This is a genomic window from Halalkalicoccus paucihalophilus, assembly GCF_001593955.1.
Taxonomy (GTDB): Archaea; Halobacteriota; Halobacteria; order Halobacteriales; family Halalkalicoccaceae; genus Halalkalicoccus; species Halalkalicoccus paucihalophilus.
Map to the genome: position 1 here is coordinate 222,669 of NZ_LTAZ01000004.1, position 16,544 is coordinate 239,212.

Genomic DNA, 16,544 nt, shown 5'->3' on the forward strand with positions numbered 1-16,544 from the left:
AGGGATCAGTCGTCGGCGACGACGCTCGCGCCGATCGCGCTCGCAGGGACCGAATCGAGCGCGTCCGATGGGACAGTTCCATCGGAGTTCCAGCCGCGCACCTCGTAGTACTCCCCGATCGCCCTCTCCAGATCGGGAACCTCCTCGGCGTAGGGCAGGCGGTCGTCGCCGGCGTCCTTCCCCCGTTGATTGTTGAAGTGGCGTTCGCGGGCGACGACGCGCGCCCCGATAGCGAGCAGGTGGTCGTAGTCGGTCTCCAGAAGGGTTTCGAGTCGGTCGCGGGTGACGTAGCCGCTCGCGAAGGCACAGACGATCCCCGAATCCCGTACTACCCTCCTGTTCTCCTCGTGGACGAGCCGCTCGGCCTTCCCGAGTGTCCCCTCGGGATCGAGGTCGCCGCTGTACTCGAGCGAGAGCATCCCGCCGTACATGTGATCCGCGCCGCGGTTCGCGACGGCATACGAGAGCCCCTGGCCGTGGAGCACACGCCCGTCGTGGGCCGCGAACTCCATGCCCTTGACCGTGTAGTTCTCGACGCCGAGCTCCTCGTGTGCGCGGTCGACCCCTTCCGCCAGCAGGTCCGCGAGTTCGTCGCCCTCCTCCCGATAGGCGATCCTCTCCGTGACCTCGCGTGCGAGCTCGGCGTCGCCGAAGGCGTCCTCGCTTTTGAGATACGCGGCGACCGTCACGCCCGCCGAGATGGTGTCCATCCCGAGCGTATCGCACAGCTCGTTTGCCTTCATCACGTCGACGACGTCGCCGACGCCCTGACACGAGCCAAAGGAGAAGACAGTCTCGAACTCCGGGCCCTCCGTCTCGATCCCCGCCTCCTCGTCCCTCGTGGGTAGCTTACAGGCGTAGGCACACTGCGAACAGGCACCCTTCTCGTACTTCTTCTCCTCGACGGCGTCGCCGCCGATCCCCTCGATACCCTCGAACTCGTACTCCTGGAAGTATCTCGTGGGCAGCGCGAAGTTGTCGTTGATGAACTCCGTACTCCCGGTGGTACCCTGCCGGCGCATCAGGTCGTCGCTGGTCGCGGCCTCGCGGTGGACTTCCTTCTGAACGTCTGTGACCTCGATTTCGGGGGTCGAATCGCCCGCGAACGTGACGCACTTGATCCCCTTCGACCCCAGCACCGCGCCCAGCCCGCCCCGCCCGAACGCCCGCGAGTCGAACGTCATCACGCTCGCGAACCGAACGAGGTTCTCGCCCGCGGGGCCGATCGCGATGCAGTTTTCGGGGCCCAACTCGTGGTGTTCGGCCATATATACCGAGGTCTCGGGGACCGTCGCACCCGCCAGTTCCGAGACCTCCTCGAAGGTCACTCCGTTGTCGGTGACGTGGATCGCGAGGAGTTCCTCCGAGCGGCCGACGACCTCGACGACCGAAACTCCGGTGGCGGCGAAGTTCCGCGAGAGATACCCTCCGGCGTTGGTCGAGACCAGTCCGTCGGTCAGCGGCGAGAGCCCGGTCATGTTCGTTCGTCCCGTAAAACTCATCCGGCCGGTCTGGAGCGGGCCGGTCGAGAGGTACGCGCGGTTCTCGGCCCCGAAGGGGTCGGCGTCGAAGGGGATCCGCTCGTGGGCGAGTGCGGTCGCGACCGCGCGCCCGCCGATGAACTCCGCGAGGAGGTCGTCGATGTCGCTCGTCTTGGTGGTGCGTTCCGCGACATCGATCGTCAGAAGGGGCCCGGTTGCGTGAAGCATGATGTGGCGAGCACTCTATCGTGGCGTGTCCGCCTCCGCCGTCTGCGAGTCGCCCCACGCGGGCTTTCCCCGTGGCGGCGCGAGGATTCCGACGCCGACGGCGGGCTCGTCGCCCCTGTTCTCGGCGCCGTGGTGTTCGTTGCTCGAAAAGCGATAGGAGTCGCCCGGCTCCAGAAGGACCTCCTCGCCCTCGACGAGCGCGACGAGCTCCCCGCTGATCATGTAGCCGATCTGCTCGTGGTCGTGGCGGTGGGCCGGCAGGGTCGCGCCGGGTTCGACGCGCCAGTACTTCATCCCCGCGCGCTCGCCCGTCGCCAAATCGCCCAGAGACACGCCCTCCGCAACCTCCTCCATGCCCGCCCCCTCGGTGCTGATCCGTTCCATGATATCCGTTCCCGTGAGTCGTGGTTCGATTTCCTAATAAACATTCTGGAGGAATTTTTAAGTGGAACACTCCCCATCGACCTAGAGACATGGGAACTGGTAACAGTGTTCGGCTGTTTCACCTCCCGTTCTCGTTTATGCTCCCCCAGCGGGTAGCCCACGAGCGGGGGTATTTCGAGGAGGCGGGGTTGACGGTCGAACTGATCGAACGCGAGCGCGAATCGGTCGACGTGAAGTACATCCCCAGCGAGTCGAGCCTGACGGGCGATCACGGGGTCGATCTCTACCCGATCTGCAAGTGGGAGTCGATCAAGCGCACGTGGGAGATGGACGACGGACGGATCGTCGCGAAGGGCACCTTCGCGGACCTCCCCTACACCGTGTTCGTCCGGTCCGATTCTGATATCGAGGAGCCGGCCGACATCGCGGGCGTCCCGGTCGCGGTCAACCGACGGACGGGTCAGGAGTACACCGCGATGCGGGCCTTAGAGGAATACATGACCCCCGAGGAGGTGACCCTCAAGGGGTTCGGGATGCCGACCGACCGTCTGCGGGCGCTCCGGGATGGCGAGGTCGAGGCCGCGATTTTGCTCGACCCCCAGAGCACGCTCGCCGAACACATGGGCTTCCGCGAGGTCCTCTCCTTCGACAACCACATGGGGATCGTCGGCGGCGACGGGATCGACGAGCACGTCCTCGACGCGTTCATGGCCGCCTACGACCGGGCGGCAATGGAGATCAACGCCAATCCCGAAAACTATCGAGAGGAGTACCTCGACATGCTCGAGAAGGATTCGAGAGTGGCACCCGACCTCTTCGAGGACGTCGACATGGAGGCGGTCCGCGCGGACCTCTCGGTCCCCCGCTACGAGGTGCCCGAGCGCGCTGATAGAACGGAGCTCGACGGCCATCTGGAGTGGATGAAGGAACGGAAGCTGGTCGACGAGAGTGCCGACATCGACCGGATCGTCGCCTCGCACTGACATGGACGTCGAGACCCAACAGGCGGCGCTCGACGCCCTCCACGACGACCCCGGCGACCTGCCCGTCCTTCGGGCGCGCTTCGAGCACAACGGCAGCCCGCGGTACATGCTCTACACGATCAAGAAGTTCGGCTTCGACCACGATCACGGCTTCCACCTCGACGTGCGACTCGTTTCGGACGAACTCGAAGGGGGCGTCGAAACCGTCGAGGCCAAGCTCCAAGAGGGCGACGCCGACCTGATCGATATCGACTACATATCGACCGCCCGCGAGCGCGCGGAGGGCGCACCCATCGTCGCCTTCCACCCCTACGGCCGCACGGTCGGCGGGCTCGTCGTCGGCGAGGATTCGGACATCGAGGGACTCGAAGACCTCCGAGACAAACGCCTCGGCGTCGTCCGCCGGCTCGACAAGAACTGGATCCTCACGCGCGCCGCGTGCCGAGAGTTCCACGGCTTCGACCCCGACGAGGAGGCGACGCCTATCGAAATCGGCTCGAAGGTCGGGCTGACCGAGGCGCTACACGACGGCGAGGTCGACGGGGTCTTTCAGTTCTGGCCGATCGTTCCCGAGATCACGGAGACAGGCCCCTATCGGGAGGCGTTTCCGGTCTCCGAACTGGTCCAACGGCTCTCGGGCACCGACAACAAGCTCCCGATCTCGACGTTCCTTACCAGCGAGGACTACTTCGAGGACAACCCGCAGGCGATTCGGGGGTTCAAGCGTGCCTACGGCGAGGCCGTCGACCAGCTGAGAAGCGACGACGAGCTCTGGGAGACCATCGGCGACGAGCTCATGTACGAGAACGACCCCGCCGTGATCCGCGCGGTCCGGGACGGCTGGCGCGACATGGTCGTCGACGACTGGGACGAGGAAACAGTAAATGGGATGGACCAGCTGTTCGACCACCTGCTCGACGTCGCGGGAGCCGAGGCCATCGGGGTCGACCATCTTCCAGACGGCTTGTTCCGACTGGAGGTCCCCGAATGACCCCCATCAGTTTCCAGCTCAACTGGGAACCGAACGGCTTTCAGGCCCCCTACTTCCTCGCGCGCGAGCGGGGCTTCTACGAGGAGGAGGGGATAGAAGTCAGGTTCGTCGAGGGTCACGGCTCGCCCTTCGCCGCCGAGGAGGCCGCCCGCGGTCGGGCCGATTTCGCTCTCGCGGGCGCGAGCGCGGTGCTCTCGGTGCAGAGCCGGGGCCACGAGCCGCTGGCGGTCGCCGCCCTCACTCAGAAGACGCCCGCGGCGGTCTACACGCTTCGGGACGTCTTCGGCGAACCCTTGGAGGACCCGACACAGCTCGCGGGCCGGACCGTCGCGCCCTCGGCGACGAAGACCAGAATCCTCGCGGCCCAACTCCTCTCGGACGCCGGGATTCGCGAGGAGGTCGACCTCCTCGATGTGGACCCCCACACCCACCACCGCGTCGAACACCAGCTGCTCGATGGGTCGGTCGACGCCGCCGTCGGCGTCGTTACTAATGGAACGGAACTCGAACGCGAACACGGCCGACAGGCCGACGAACTCCCGATCGGCGAGTACCTCCCGATCTACGGGATGACGCTCGTAACGAATCCCGACTTTGCCGAGTCGAACCCCGAGGTAGTCAGAGGGTTCCTGCTCGCGACCGCCCGCGGGTGGGCGGAAGCGACCGCCAATCCCGAGGCGGCGATCGACGCGCTGGTCGCGCGCAACGCCACCCTCGAACGCGACCGGGAGATCGAGCGGATCAAATTCGAGACGGCCGCCGAGAAGCTCCAGTTCACCGAGCACGTTGCCCGCAAGGGCTGGGGGAACCACGACGCCGCGCGGTGGGAGCGCCTCGGGGAGACGCTCGCCGAGACCGACCTGCTCGAAGGGGAGATCGACCCCCGAGCGGTCTGGACGAACGAGCACCTCGACAACGAGGCTCCGGCGATCGCCGAGTACGCCGACCGGATCGGCCGGTAGCGCCCCGGCGAGTCGCGTCGGATCCACTTCGGGGCCGCACTTATGACCCGTCGTCGCGTCGATGCCGAGCATGCCGTTCGGACTCCCGGCGGAACTGATCGCCCTCGCGTTCTTCCTCGCCGGCGTCGTGCTGGTGATCGCGAGCGTCGAGACGTTCATCGAGGCGGTCGCCGAGAGCGCCCTCTCGATCGGTCTTTCGGGTTTCTTCCTGACGGTCGTCCTCGCCGGGACCGACCTCGAGAACGCGATCCTTGGCCTCGCTGCCGTCGCCGACGGGCTCCCGGATCTCGCGCTCGGCACCGTCTTCGGGGAGGCGCTATTCGTGCTTGGCGCGGCCGTCGGGCTCGCGGGTGTGCTCACTCCCTTCGAGACCTCGGTGCCGCGGTCGTACCTCCTGCTCGTTCTCCTCGCCCCGTCGCTCCTGTTCGCGCTCGCGTTCGACGGGACGCTCTCCCGAGTCGATGGCGCGTTCCTTACGGTGGCCTTTCTCCCGCTTCTCGGGGCCGTCTACGCCCTCGAACGCAATCGTGGGACCCGGTACCTCTCGGCCGAGGAGGTCGAAGAAGCCCTCGAAGGGGGATCCGAGACAGACGACGACGAGCCCTCCGGCGGCGACTCGTTTCGCGAGCGATACGAGGGGTGGTATCAGTTGGGGGTCGCGCTCGTCGCCACCGTCGGGATGACCGTCGGCTCGGAGCTCGCGGTGACGGGTGCGCGCGACCTGCTGTCGGTGCTCGGGGTCACCGGGCTGGTCTTCGGCGCGACGGTCATGAGCTTCGTCGCCTCGCTAGAGGAGCTGTTTCTGACCGTCGAGCCCGCCCGACAGGGCCGTCCTCATCTGGGGGTCGGCAACGTCGTCGGGAGCGTCCTGTTTTTCGTGACAGCGAACGTCGGCGTCCTCGCCCTTTTCGGCCCGATCGACACGAGCGGGACCGTGATGACCGTCCACTGGCCCTTCTTTCTCGTTGCGCTGCTGGCGGTCGCGGCGGTCTTCGTCCGCGGGCGGGTCGGTCGCCCGGAGGGATTCGCCCTCCTTGGCTTGTACGCGGCCTACTGGGGTGTGAACTACCTGTTGTGAGTCACTCTCCGATGGGTACGCCCCCGAAGACGGTCAGTGCGATGACCCAGTAGGCGATGTACAGTCCGAGGAGCAACACCCCGTGCCAGCGCTTCACCTCGCCACGATACATGAAGTACGCCGACAGCGCGGTCACGACGATGATCGCCGGGAGGTGGAAGGTCAGGACCGATGGCGCGATGGTGACCGTGCTGACGAGCGTGAGCACCCCGATGTTGCCCGTCATCGAGAAGAGCACGCTCCCGATGACGTTGCCGACGCCGATCTCCGGGAGGCCCCGACGAACCGGCTCGATCGTCAGCATGATGTCCTCGAAGGTGAGGATCAGCGTCAGGAAGGTCGCGCCGAAGACGGTCCCCTCGATGCCGAAGCCCTCGATGGCGACCTCCGAGCCCCCCTCTAGCAACATCGCCGCAAAGACGACTCCGGCCAGCGCGAGGACGGAGAAACCGATCCAGATCCACCCCGATCGATCCCCGACGAGGCGGTCCTCGGGGATCTCGGAAAGCGGTTCGGGGAACGCCGTCCCGCCGTCGGGCCGGACCTCCGTGCCGCCGTCGGGTTCGATCGCCGCCCCGAGTTCGGTGCTCCGGAAGACCGGTACGTCGCGCCCGCGCTCCCGGACGATGAAGTAGGCGAAGCTCAGGACGAAAAATCCGAGCAACACGAGGCCGGGAACGAGCGTCAGCGTCCCCAGCATGACGAAGGGGATCAAAACCACTGGCGCCAGCGCGAACAGGGCGATGTAGTCGTTCGGCAGGTCGACCGGGAACGGCCGGACGATCGCCGCGATCGCGAGCGTCACGCCGATGATCGCCAGGCCGGTACCGAGCGCGGTCCCGAGCGCGGCGCCTTCGAGTCCGCCCGAGGCGAGCACGAGCCCGAGGATCGTGTCGTCGAACTCGAACCCGGTAAACACGATGGCGAGCGCGAACAGCGACATCTTCATCCCGATCGCCGCGCGGGCGAGGTAACTGATCAGCTTCTCGACACAGACCGTCAGTAGCACCACCCCGAAGGCCAGAACGAGCACGGCCCCGAGCAGTCCTTGGCCCTCGATGAAGCCCTCGATGGCACCCTCGATACCTCCTTCCTCACCTTCCTCGCCGTCCTCCTGTGCCATCACGGGGACGGCGACCACCGAGGCGGTGAGCAATACGACGAGCAACAACGTGACGAACCGTCGGCGTGACATCGCCCTCGGATATGCAGGTCGGTATCATATAACCCACACATCGTGTGTAATCGTTCATGAATATCTATACACGGGCGCGGCCGGCGTCGGGTTCGTGGTTCCGTCCGAACCGGATTCGGCCCTTCGCGGTGACGGTTTATTTGTGGGTCCGGTACCGATACCGGGTATGGACGCCGTCGATCACATCAACGTCGACGTGGACGACCTGGAGAGCTGTTACGAGTTCTACCGCGAGGTCCTTGACCTCGAACTGCTCCGTCCCCCGGAGGACTTCCAGGGAGCACACGTCATGTTCCGGGCCGGTTCGACGGTGCTGACGCTCGCCGAGACCGGACGCGCCGACGGCTGGACGGAGCGTGGCATCGACCACCCGCTCGACAAGGCTCATATCGCCTTCGACGCCCCCCGAGAGAAGTACGACGCGCTTTCCGAGGAGCTCGACGGCCAGTTTCCCAAACAGGGACCGTACGACTGGGGCGAGTTCGAGGGGTTTTACTTCCTGGATCCGGACGGCAATCTCCTCGAGGTCATCACCTACGACCCGCCCGCGGGCGAGCGCGAGCGGCCGCTTTTGACCCACGACGACGTCGAGTGAGTTACAGCGACTCGGTGACCCGCTCGCCGCTGACGACCTCGGGGATGATCACCTCGTCGGCCCCCGCCCGCCGCGCGAGCGGCTCGTACATCGCGTCGCCGACCCGGACCACCAGGCGCACGGTCGGGGCGATCTGGCCGGCCGTGATCGCAGTCTGGATGTTCGCGTTCGAGTCGTCGATCGCCGTCACGAGGGTGCGTGCCCGGATACCCACCTCGTGGAGGGTCTCCTCGCGCCGCGCGTCGCCCTGTAGCGCCAGTACGCCGTCGTCGAGCGCCCGTTCGAACTCGGCCTCGTCGAGTTCGATCACGACGACGCTCTCGCCGTCGTCGTCGAGCCGATCCGCGATGGTCCGACCGAACATCCCGTAGCCACAGATGATCACGTGGTCTTCCAGGTCGTCGGTCGCGCGGTCGGTTTGCATGTATCTGAGTTCCTCCTGCATCTGTCCCCCGAACGCCGCCGAGAACACCGTCTCGCCGACCCACAAGCCGGTAACGACCGCATGACAACTGATTTCAGCCCCTGCCGGTATGAAATCGTCATGGCCGACGACGGCGACAGGGAGCCGACCTACTACGTGATCAGCGACCTCCACATCGGCGGCGACGAGCAGTTGGAGCACGTCGAGTTCCTCGAGGAACTCATCGCGTTTCTCGAACATCTCGAAGGGGTCGACGAGAACGCGGAGCTGATCGTCAACGGCGACGCGTTCGGGCTCTGGGAGTTCACGCGGATCGAGGGGATCGAGAAGTTCGACGCGCTGGTCGAGAGCTATCCCGAACTGTTCGCCCAGCTGCGGGCGACCGGCGAGTCGGTTCCCATCACGCTCCTGCCGGGAAATCACGACCACGATCTGGCCGCCTATGAAGAGTACGTCGAGCGATTCGCGGAGTACAACGTCGATCTCATCCAGGAGGAGTCGATCACCCGCCCGATCGGCGGGCGGACGATCCACTTCGAACACGGCATGCAGCGCGACCCGAACAACCGTATCGAGGACTTCGGTAACCCCTATGCGACGCCGCTCGGCTACTACTACAATACGCTCGTCACCAGCCGGGCGGGCCAGCTCTCGGATCGGGGTCGCTACAACTGGATGAAGGACGTCCAGGCCGTGACCCCGACCGAGCGGATGCCCGTCTGGCTCGTCTCGAAGTACTTCTACCGCGAGATGAATCCCTTGCTGCGCTACTCGATCGTCCCCTTCCTCCTCCTGTTCAACGTCAGCGCCGTCCTCGCGGTGCTCGCGGGCCTCGATCTGGCGGGGATCTGGTCGATGCCCATCGAGCGCGGCACGGCGTTTCTCGGTCAGTTCGGTACCGCTGGGACGGCGCTCTGGTGGTTCCTCACCGTCAACGTCGCCGTCGCCGGCCTCCTCCTTCTGGTCGGCATCCCCCTCTACTTCATCCGGCGGGACCTCCGGAAGACGATCGACCGCTTCGGGGTCTTCGAGACGGAACTCACGGTCGACCCCAACGAGCCATACGAGGACGCCGCCCGCGAGGTCTTCGAGGAGCGCCCCGAGACGGCCGTCTTCTGCTACGGCCACACCCACCGCCCGACGATGAAGGAGGTCGGAGGCGGACTCCTGGTCAACACGGGGACCTGGCTGAAACGCCTCCACCGCCGGGACGGCATCGTCGGCCTGTTGCCCCCCGTGTTCTACCCGTCGTTCCAGCTGTGTGCGATCCGGATCGGCCTCGAACCCGGAGGCGACACCGTCGCCGTCGAGTACGAACGGATCGAGAAGCCGAACCCGGCCACCGAGGAGCTCACCCTCACCGAGCGCCTGCTCACCGTGGGCCGGGAACCGGATCCCGAACTGCCCGACCGGGCGGTCGTCGACGCCGGTATCGAGCGCCGGACCGTCGAACAGCGACACGAGGGGTGAAACAGGGTCGGGGAGCTCGGCGTCGATTGTCTTCCGGCGTTTGGACCGTCGGTGCTACTTAACTATTTTCCCGTATAGTTTATACCGGAGACTTCCCACTATCGGGTGAAAGCCATCATGCAGCAGACACGGCGTGCGTTCATCGGGGCCGTCGGGGCCATCGGGGGTGTCGCACTCGCGGGCTGTTCCGGCGAGCGCGATCCCGGTATCGGATCGGAGGGTACCAACGGGGAGGGATCGGACGCCGGCGACGGGGGCGGCGCATCCGAACCGGAGGTCGCCTCGGTCTCGCTCGTGCTCAACTGGCGGATCGGGGGGCTCCACGCGCCCTATTTCGCCGCCCAGGAGAACGGGTTCTACGCGGAGGAGGGCTTCGAGAACGTCGACATCGAGAGCGGACAGGGCTCGGATTTCGCCGCTCAACAGGTCGCCATTGGCAACACGGAGTTCGCGATCACGAGCAGCGATCAGGTGCTCAACGTCACCAGCAAGGGACTCTCACCGCAGTGTGCGGGGGTCGTGATGCAGCGAAACCCGGTCGTCGTCTTCAGTTCGCAGGAGACCTTCGGCGAGGAGTTGACCGATCCACGGCAGCTTCGCGGACGCACGCTCGGCAGTGGTCCCGGTATGGTCCGCGGGATGACCGAGGCGTACCTTGAGAGCGCGGGCGTCCTCGGGGCGATCGAGTACGTCGACTCGGGGTTCGACACCGTCCAACAGCTCCTGGCGGGCGAGATCGACGCCGCCGCGGGCGTCTTCAGCGACGTCGTCGACGCCCGACAGCAGGGCTATGAGATCGACACCCTGTCGGTCGCCGAGGCGATCCCCTCCTACGGGCACCTGGTCGCCATCGACGCCGGATTCGGCGAGGACAACCCTCATACGGTGGAATCGTTCCTCCGGGCGACCGCTCGTGGGGCCGTGTGGGCCACCGACCACCCCGAGGAGGCGATCGACGCGCTCGTCGCGGCCCAGCCGGAACTCGAGGAGGTCAGGGAGAGCCAGCGCGAGAAGTGGGACGTGATGCGTACCGAGTACATGGTTTCGGAGACCGTCCGCGAGGAGGGCTGGGGTGTGAGCGCGCCCGGGCCGTGGCAGGACACGTATGAAACGCTCGACGCCGGTGGGTTCTTCGACAGCGAGGTCGATCCCGACGCGGTGTGGACCAACGACTACCTCGACACGGGCTCGGAGTACATCGCCGACTACGCCAGCATGGTCGAGGAATGAGGTCGCCGGTCGATGACTGACGGGGAGTCGGACCGTCGACGACGATATCTCCCCTCACAGGCGCCCGCCGGGGACTCCTCGGCCCTCCACAACGGGCGTGCCCTCCTCGCCCGCACGGGGCCGCCGATCGCGGTTCTCGTCGGGATCCTGCTCGTTTGGCAGGGAGCGATAGTCGTCTACGGGATCCCGTCGCTGATCCTGCCCTCGCCGACCGAGGTCGCCCGGGCGCTCGCGGAGACGTACCCCCTCCTGCTCGCCGACGCCGCCGTCACCGCCGTCACCGCCGGGGTCGGGCTGCTCGCCGGGACGGCGATCGGTCTCGTTCTCGCCTTTTCGATGACGCTCTCGCGGGTGCTTGCCCGGACGGTACTGCCCTATGTCGTGGCCCTGCGGATCGCGCCGTTGATCGCCATCGCCCCCCTCCTGTTTCTCTGGTTCGGCCGCGGGATCCCCGCACGGGCGCTGCTCGTGACCTCGCTCACCCTCTTTCCGATGACGATCGCCACGCTCGACGGGCTCCGGAACACCCCCGAGCCGTACCTCGCCCTGATGGAGTCGGTCGGGGCGTCCGACTGGACGGTCTTCGTCCACGTCCGGATCCCGGCGGCCATGCCCAGCGTCCTCGCCGGGGCCAAGATCGCCGCGACGCTCTCGGTGATCGGGGCGGTCGTCGCCGAGTTCGTCGCGCTGAACGCCGGGTTGGGCTATCGCGTGTTCTACACCGCGACCTACCTCCGGACCGCCGAGTCGTTTGCCGCGCTCGTCGCGCTCTCGGTGCTGGGGATCGCCTTCTACCTGCTGCCGGTCGCCCTCGAACGCGTCTTGTGGTAGCTCACTCGAGCGCGCTCCAGCGCCCCGCCGCCCGCTGGGCGAGCGTCACCGCCCCGTAGAGCGCGAGCCCCTCGACGACGAGGACCGCGAGGGCCGCGAGCATGACGTCGGCCCGGACGTTCTCGGAGGCGATCAGGATCACGAACCCGAGGCCGTTGTCCGCGGCGATCCACTCGGCGATCACCGCGCCGACGACCGAGAGCGTGACCGCCTGTTTCAGCCCCGCGAACGCATCCGGCAGCGCGTAGGGCAGGTCGACGTAAACCACGCGCCGGATCCACCCCGCATCCACCGATTCGAGCAGGTCGTGGTGTTCGGCGGGGGCGTTCGAGAGGCCCGCCGCCGTGCTGAGAACCACCGGAAAGAAGGCGATCAGCGCGACGAAGACGACCGCCGTGATCAGTCCCGTTCCGAGATAGATCAACAGGACGGGCGCGATCGCGACCTTCGGGAGGACGCGTGCGGTCACTAGGTAGGGATAGATCGCCCGGCGGAACCACGGCAGGTAGGCGACGCCGAGTGCGAGGGCGAACCCGACCACGATTCCAACCGATCCCCCGTAGACGACCTTCTCCAGCGTGAACAGCGCGTTTCGGGCGTAGAGTGCGGGATCGTTCAGCAGGCGTGCCGCCACCGCCTCGGGCGGGGGCAGGAGGAACGGCGGGATCTCGAAGGCGAGCGTGAGCCCCCACCAGACGCCGACCGCGAGGGCGAGCGCCCCAACCGGATACGACGCTCGTTCGATCCACCCGCGACCGTGACGGGTGAAACGGGTGGCCTCAGGCATAGCTCTCGTGAAGGGTCCGCCGGACGGCGGCGACCTGCTCTTGGAACGCGCGGGATCCGAACACGTCCTCGTCGCGGGAGGTGGGCAGGTCGATCTCGAAGACCCGCTCGATGCGGCCCGTCGCGCCCATTACTACACAGCGATCCGCGAGGAAGACCGCCTCCGGAACGCTGTGCGTGACGAACACGACGGTCTTTCGTTCCCGGCGCCAGATGTCTCGCACTTCGACGCCGAGTTCGTCCCTCGTAATCTCGTCGAGTTCGCCGAAGGGCTCGTCCATCAACAACACGTCCGCGCCGAGGTGGATCGCACGCGCGATCGCCACCCGCTGGTTCATCCCGCCCGAGAGTTCCCGGGGCTTCGCGTCCTCGAACCCCTCCAACCCGACGCTCGCGAGCAGGTCCTGCGCTTCCTCGCGCCGTGGCTCCTCCCCGGCCATCTCCCGGAGGAAGGTGACGTTCTCCGTGGCGCTCTTCCAGGGCAGGAGGGTGTGGTTCTGGAAGACGAATCCCAAACGCGCGCCGGCCTGTGCGACCGCGGGGGAGTCGCCGTCGATTCGTACCGCACCGGCCGTCGGCGCCTGTAGCCCACCGATCGCCCGCAGCAGCGTCGTCTTCCCACAGCCCGAGGGGCCGACGACCGTCACGAACTCGTCGTCCTCGATCCGGAGGTCGATCCCCTCGAGCGCCCGGACGCCCTCGAAATCGACACCCACTCCGTCGAGGTCGATCATGCGGCCTCCGACCCCGTGAGCAGGCCCCCCTGTTCGAGCGCCGTCCGGAGGCGATCCCATGTCCCCTCGCGCTGCCAGCCCCAGCCGTTCTCCTCGACCGCTTCGCTCGGGCAGAACTCTCGGGAGGCGGTCTCGAACGTCCGGGCGAGTCGCTCGCTCGGCTCGTCCGAACGGGCGGCGACCCGCTCGGCGGCGGCCGTCGGATCGAGACACGTCGCCGCCCAGCCGGCAGTCGTTGCGGCCAGAAACGCTTCGAGTGCCCTCTCGCGCTCTTCGAGCGTCTCCTCGCGGACGACGAGCGTCGGTCCGTAGATCGGGAAGTGGTCGGCCACCGCGAGCGTGTCGACGGTCGTCCCTTCCCCCTCTAGATCCCGCGGATCCGAGAACGAGCCCGTGACGACGTCGACTTCCCCCGAGAGCAGCGCGTCCCGTTCCTCGCCGCCGGTGTCGACGATCCGCACCGAGCCGTCGAGGGCGACCTGATTCAAGAAGAGCCGCCCGAGTATCCCCGTCTCGGACCGGGCAGGCATGCCGATCCGACGATTCCGGAGCTGGGCGACGCTGGTGAGCGGTTCGCCGAACGTCTCGCGAACCGTATAGAGGACGGCCATCGCGCGCTGGTAGGCGACCGCGATCGCCACCACCGGCTTGTCCGCCGCCCGCGCCCGGAGGGCGGTCGCAGCGCCGACCAATCCGACGTCCGTCTCGCCCGAAACGAGGGATTCGAGCGCCCGGTGGGACCCCTCGTGGTGCTCGATGTCGAGTTCGAGATCGAATTCCTCTCCTCGTTCCTCCGCGGCGTAAAACGGGAGATGAAGCCCGTTCGGCCGCCAGTTCAGCCCGAGTGAGAGCTCGCCGTCCGCTCCGCTTTTGCGGGTGCCTTCTCGCTCGATTTCGTGTCGTTCGCGCGCCCGCTGTAGCAGCGCCACTGCGTGGTGCTGGTGGACGGTTCGGGCCGTGGATTCGAGATCCGACGCGGCGTGCCACGCCGCTGGCGGCCGTCCGGGTCCGTCGTCGCGGACGGCGGTCCGCTCGACGACGCCGGCCGATTCGAGGCTCGCGATCGCCGCCGTGATCGCGGTTCGGTTTAGCTCCGTCCCGATCCGAAGGGTCAGCTCCGTTGCTGGGTCCTCTTCGATCCCCGAGCGAAGGAGGAGGTACGCGAGCACGCGGGCCGGATCGTCGCCGATCCCCGGTGCCAACCGGTCGATCACCCCCTGATCGTCATCGTCGAGTGCCCAGAACTCTCGCGTGCGCATTGATACCGTGAGTTGCTCTCCCTGGGATAAAACGACTCCGCCCTACTCCCCGTCGAGCGGGCTCCCACGGCGTGCGATAGTCGTCGCCGGGAGACCCGCTCGCTCTGCGTGTTCCTCGACGGCGTCCTCGCTTTCGGCCTCGTACTGACAGAACGTCCCGACCACGTCGCCCTCCTCGTCGGTGAGTACTTCGGATTCGTTCCACCTGATGTCGGTTCCCTCCTCCCGCATTTCCTCGAGGACGCGCCCCGATTCGGCCGCGGCGTCGTCGAGTTCGTCGTGACTGATCGACCCGTCGAGCTCCCGATAGATCTGAAACTCTACCATACTCCCTTCTCTCTGTCATGGTTTGTAAGAGTTTCTCATGTTTAAACGACCGGCACCTCCCGTGACACCGTTTATGTGTTGAGTCGCCGAACCCCTCTGTGGTATGCTTGTCCATCTCCACCAGTACAAACACGAGGAAGTCGATTTCGACGACAACCGGACGACCGGCGAGTCCCAGACCGAAGACTCCGTGAACAAGGACAGCGAGGAGTACTTCGGCGAGAACATCCAGGACTTCGACGTCGAGACGTGGGAAACCGTCGAATACGAGGGCGATCCGATCCAGCGTCGAACCGTCACAGTCGGCGGGGTCGCCGCGGTCTCGGTCCCCCAAGACGACGCCGAGGGTGACGACACCGACCTCCCCGGACGAACGATTCAGCTTCGGACGGGCGGCGGTCAGGAGTTCGTCGAGCAGGCCGTCTTCGTCGAGGCCCAAGACGAGGAACCCGAACAGTAATCCCGGCGAGGGGAGACGAAGCCGCTTTAGGCCGCGGGCGGCTATCGCGTCCAATGAGCAAGCCCACCCCCGAGGTCTACGAGCAGGGGCGCGGGATGGACGCGCACAACCAGGTGATGCGCTCCATTCGCGCGAAGAAGGATCGAACCTACGACCCCCACGAGCCTACGCGTGTCTGGCTCGACGAGGACAACACGCCCGACGGCGTCCGCCAGTCGCTGACGATCATCCTCAACACCGGCGGCTGTCGGTGGGCGCGTGCGGGCGGCTGTACGATGTGTGGCTACGTCGCCGAAAGCGTCGAGGGGGGGTCGGTTTCCCACGAGGCGCTGATGGACCAGATCGAGGTCTGTCTCGAACACGAGCGCGAGGAGGCCGACGAAAAGAGCCCGTTGATCAAGATCTACACCTCCGGGAGTTTCCTCGACGAGCGTGAGGTCGGGGCGCGCTCGCGGGAGGCGATCGCCGAAACCTTCGGGGATCGTGAGCGTATCGTCGTCGAAAGCCTGCCGGATTTCGTCGAGGGCGAGCGGGTCGCCGATTTCACCGACCGAGGCCTCGAGACGGACGTGGCCGTGGGTCTCGAAACGGCCACCGACAGGGTGCGTCGGGACTGCGTGAACAAGTACTTCGACTTCGCCGATTTCATCGAGGCGAGCGAGGCCGCCGGGGCCGCGGGCGCGGGGATCAAGGCCTACCTCCTGATGAAACCGCCGTTCCTCTCCGAATCGGAGGCCGTCGAGGACATGAAGCGGTCGATCCGGCGGTGTGCCGAGTACGCCCACACCGTCTCGATGAACCCGACGAACGTCCAGCGCTACACCATGGTCGACGAACTCTACTTCCGGGGGGGCTACCGCCCGCCGTGGCTCTGGTCGGTCGCGGAGGTACTCGAATCAACCGCCGACGCTGACGCCATCGTCGTCTCGGACCCGGTGGGCCACGGCTCGGATCGGGGCCCGCACAACTGCGGGGAGTGTGACGACCGCGTCCAGCGCGCGATCAAGGACTTCGATCTCCGGCAGGACCCGTCGGTGTTCGAGCAGGTCTCGTGTGAGTGTGAGGCGACGTGGGAGGCGGTGATGAGACGAGAGATGGGCTACAACATGCCGCTTGCTCGGTGAGT

The 16,544-nt window shown here is 66.5% G+C and carries 17 protein-coding genes and 1 pseudogene; 10 read left to right on the plus strand and 8 right to left on the minus strand.

Annotated features, from left to right (window positions below):
- Positions 1-5: 5 nt before the first annotated feature.
- Entirely contained in the window at positions 6-1,709 is a 1,704-nt protein-coding gene (locus HAPAU_RS06270; RefSeq protein ID WP_066380775.1) for an aldehyde ferredoxin oxidoreductase C-terminal domain-containing protein, read from the minus strand.
- 15 nt (positions 1,710-1,724) lie between these two features.
- Positions 1,725-2,093: a cupin domain-containing protein gene (locus HAPAU_RS06275; protein WP_066380777.1), complete on the minus strand. Its 369-nt coding sequence runs from the start codon at positions 2,091-2,093 to the stop codon at positions 1,725-1,727.
- Positions 2,094-2,182: 89 nt separating this feature from the next.
- Here HAPAU_RS06275 and HAPAU_RS06280 point away from each other — a divergent pair, with 89 nt between their 5' ends.
- From HAPAU_RS06280 to HAPAU_RS06295, 4 genes are all read left to right on the plus strand, one after another.
- The gene (locus HAPAU_RS06280; protein ID WP_066380779.1) at positions 2,183-3,076 is read left to right on the plus strand and encodes an ABC transporter substrate-binding protein; all 894 of its coding nucleotides are present in this window, start codon (positions 2,183-2,185) and stop codon (positions 3,074-3,076) included.
- Position 3,077: 1 nt separating this feature from the next.
- Complete coding sequence (locus HAPAU_RS06285) at positions 3,078-4,067, plus strand: ABC transporter substrate-binding protein (RefSeq protein WP_066380781.1); 990 nt, start codon at positions 3,078-3,080, stop codon at positions 4,065-4,067.
- Complete coding sequence (locus tag HAPAU_RS06290) at positions 4,064-5,029, plus strand: ABC transporter substrate-binding protein (RefSeq protein ID WP_066380783.1); 966 nt, start codon at positions 4,064-4,066, stop codon at positions 5,027-5,029. The genes HAPAU_RS06285 and HAPAU_RS06290 overlap by 4 nt, the downstream gene beginning before the upstream one ends.
- A 70-nt stretch (positions 5,030-5,099) precedes the next feature.
- Positions 5,100-6,107 carry a sodium:calcium antiporter gene (locus tag HAPAU_RS06295; RefSeq protein WP_066380785.1) on the plus strand — a complete coding sequence of 336 codons (1,008 nt, stop codon included), beginning with the start codon at positions 5,100-5,102 and terminating at the stop codon, positions 6,105-6,107.
- Position 6,108: 1 nt separating this feature from the next.
- Here HAPAU_RS06295 and HAPAU_RS06300 read toward each other — a convergent pair whose 3' ends face one another.
- On the minus strand, positions 6,109-7,302 hold the full coding sequence (locus tag HAPAU_RS06300) for a sodium:calcium antiporter (protein WP_211263539.1): 1,194 nt from the start codon (positions 7,300-7,302) through the stop codon (positions 6,109-6,111).
- Positions 7,303-7,468: 166 nt separating this feature from the next.
- Here HAPAU_RS06300 and HAPAU_RS06305 point away from each other — a divergent pair, with 166 nt between their 5' ends.
- Positions 7,469-7,897 (plus strand): VOC family protein, encoded by a 429-nt coding sequence (locus HAPAU_RS06305; RefSeq protein ID WP_066380786.1) that lies wholly within the window; start codon positions 7,469-7,471, stop codon positions 7,895-7,897.
- A 1-nt stretch (position 7,898) separates the two neighbouring features.
- Here the strand turns inward: HAPAU_RS06305 and HAPAU_RS06310 are convergent.
- Positions 7,899-8,399: pseudogene (locus HAPAU_RS06310) on the minus strand (potassium channel family protein); the annotation flags it as partial.
- A gap of 42 nt (positions 8,400-8,441) precedes the next feature.
- Between HAPAU_RS06310 and HAPAU_RS06315 the strand changes: the two are divergent.
- From HAPAU_RS06315 to HAPAU_RS06325, 3 genes are all read left to right on the plus strand, one after another.
- Complete coding sequence (locus HAPAU_RS06315; RefSeq protein WP_066380788.1) at positions 8,442-9,791, plus strand: metallophosphoesterase; 1,350 nt, start codon at positions 8,442-8,444, stop codon at positions 9,789-9,791.
- Between the two features lie 117 nt (positions 9,792-9,908).
- Positions 9,909-11,021, plus strand: a complete 1,113-nt coding sequence (locus HAPAU_RS06320) for an ABC transporter substrate-binding protein (RefSeq protein WP_066380790.1) — start codon at positions 9,909-9,911, stop codon at positions 11,019-11,021.
- 12 nt (positions 11,022-11,033) lie between these two features.
- Positions 11,034-11,852 carry an ABC transporter permease gene (locus HAPAU_RS06325; RefSeq protein WP_066380792.1) on the plus strand — a complete coding sequence of 273 codons (819 nt, stop codon included), beginning with the start codon at positions 11,034-11,036 and terminating at the stop codon, positions 11,850-11,852.
- A 1-nt stretch (position 11,853) separates the two neighbouring features.
- Here HAPAU_RS06325 and HAPAU_RS06330 read toward each other — a convergent pair whose 3' ends face one another.
- From HAPAU_RS06330 to HAPAU_RS06345, 4 genes are read right to left on the minus strand one after another with little or no spacing between them, the layout of a single operon-like run.
- On the minus strand, positions 11,854-12,639 hold the full coding sequence (locus tag HAPAU_RS06330) for an ABC transporter permease (RefSeq protein WP_066380794.1): 786 nt from the start codon (positions 12,637-12,639) through the stop codon (positions 11,854-11,856).
- Entirely contained in the window at positions 12,632-13,372 is a 741-nt protein-coding gene (locus HAPAU_RS06335; RefSeq protein ID WP_066380796.1) for an ABC transporter ATP-binding protein, read from the minus strand. Before HAPAU_RS06335 ends, HAPAU_RS06330 begins: the two co-directional genes overlap by 8 nt.
- Positions 13,369-14,631, minus strand: a complete 1,263-nt coding sequence (locus HAPAU_RS06340; RefSeq protein WP_066380798.1) for an ABC transporter substrate-binding protein — start codon at positions 14,629-14,631, stop codon at positions 13,369-13,371. The genes HAPAU_RS06335 and HAPAU_RS06340 overlap by 4 nt, the downstream gene beginning before the upstream one ends.
- A gap of 42 nt (positions 14,632-14,673) precedes the next feature.
- Positions 14,674-14,958, minus strand: coding sequence for a DUF4242 domain-containing protein (locus tag HAPAU_RS06345; protein WP_066380800.1), 285 nt, complete (start codon positions 14,956-14,958; stop codon positions 14,674-14,676).
- 103 nt (positions 14,959-15,061) lie between these two features.
- Between HAPAU_RS06345 and HAPAU_RS06350 the strand changes: the two genes are divergently transcribed.
- Together HAPAU_RS06350 and HAPAU_RS06355 are read left to right on the plus strand one after the other, a co-directional pair.
- Positions 15,062-15,418, plus strand: a complete 357-nt coding sequence (locus HAPAU_RS06350) for a hypothetical protein (RefSeq protein ID WP_066380802.1) — start codon at positions 15,062-15,064, stop codon at positions 15,416-15,418.
- Between the two features lie 53 nt (positions 15,419-15,471).
- Positions 15,472-16,542 (plus strand): archaeosine biosynthesis radical SAM protein RaSEA, encoded by a 1,071-nt coding sequence (locus HAPAU_RS06355; RefSeq protein ID WP_066380803.1) that lies wholly within the window; start codon positions 15,472-15,474, stop codon positions 16,540-16,542.
- Positions 16,543-16,544 lie beyond the last annotated feature (2 nt).

Bases quoted from the DNA above. Each gene is read 5' to 3' on its own strand.
- HAPAU_RS06270 (WP_066380775.1), bottom strand. From the start codon at position 1,709: ATGCTTCACGCAACCGGGCCCCTTCTGACGATCGATGTCGCGGAACGC.
- HAPAU_RS06275 (WP_066380777.1), bottom strand. From the start codon at position 2,093: ATGGAACGGATCAGCACCGAGGGGGCGGGCATGGAGGAGGTTGCGGAG.
- HAPAU_RS06280 (WP_066380779.1), top strand. From the start codon at position 2,183: ATGGGAACTGGTAACAGTGTTCGGCTGTTTCACCTCCCGTTCTCGTTT.
- HAPAU_RS06285 (WP_066380781.1), top strand. From the start codon at position 3,078: ATGGACGTCGAGACCCAACAGGCGGCGCTCGACGCCCTCCACGACGAC.
- HAPAU_RS06290 (WP_066380783.1), top strand. From the start codon at position 4,064: ATGACCCCCATCAGTTTCCAGCTCAACTGGGAACCGAACGGCTTTCAG.
- HAPAU_RS06295 (WP_066380785.1), top strand. From the start codon at position 5,100: ATGCCGTTCGGACTCCCGGCGGAACTGATCGCCCTCGCGTTCTTCCTC.
- HAPAU_RS06300 (WP_211263539.1), bottom strand. From the start codon at position 7,302: ATGTCACGCCGACGGTTCGTCACGTTGTTGCTCGTCGTATTGCTCACC.
- HAPAU_RS06305 (WP_066380786.1), top strand. From the start codon at position 7,469: ATGGACGCCGTCGATCACATCAACGTCGACGTGGACGACCTGGAGAGC.
- HAPAU_RS06315 (WP_066380788.1), top strand. From the start codon at position 8,442: ATGGCCGACGACGGCGACAGGGAGCCGACCTACTACGTGATCAGCGAC.
- HAPAU_RS06320 (WP_066380790.1), top strand. From the start codon at position 9,909: ATGCAGCAGACACGGCGTGCGTTCATCGGGGCCGTCGGGGCCATCGGG.
- HAPAU_RS06325 (WP_066380792.1), top strand. From the start codon at position 11,034: ATGACTGACGGGGAGTCGGACCGTCGACGACGATATCTCCCCTCACAG.
- HAPAU_RS06330 (WP_066380794.1), bottom strand. From the start codon at position 12,639: ATGCCTGAGGCCACCCGTTTCACCCGTCACGGTCGCGGGTGGATCGAA.
- HAPAU_RS06335 (WP_066380796.1), bottom strand. From the start codon at position 13,372: ATGATCGACCTCGACGGAGTGGGTGTCGATTTCGAGGGCGTCCGGGCG.
- HAPAU_RS06340 (WP_066380798.1), bottom strand. From the start codon at position 14,631: ATGCGCACGCGAGAGTTCTGGGCACTCGACGATGACGATCAGGGGGTG.
- HAPAU_RS06345 (WP_066380800.1), bottom strand. From the start codon at position 14,958: ATGGTAGAGTTTCAGATCTATCGGGAGCTCGACGGGTCGATCAGTCAC.
- HAPAU_RS06350 (WP_066380802.1), top strand. From the start codon at position 15,062: ATGCTTGTCCATCTCCACCAGTACAAACACGAGGAAGTCGATTTCGAC.
- HAPAU_RS06355 (WP_066380803.1), top strand. From the start codon at position 15,472: ATGAGCAAGCCCACCCCCGAGGTCTACGAGCAGGGGCGCGGGATGGAC.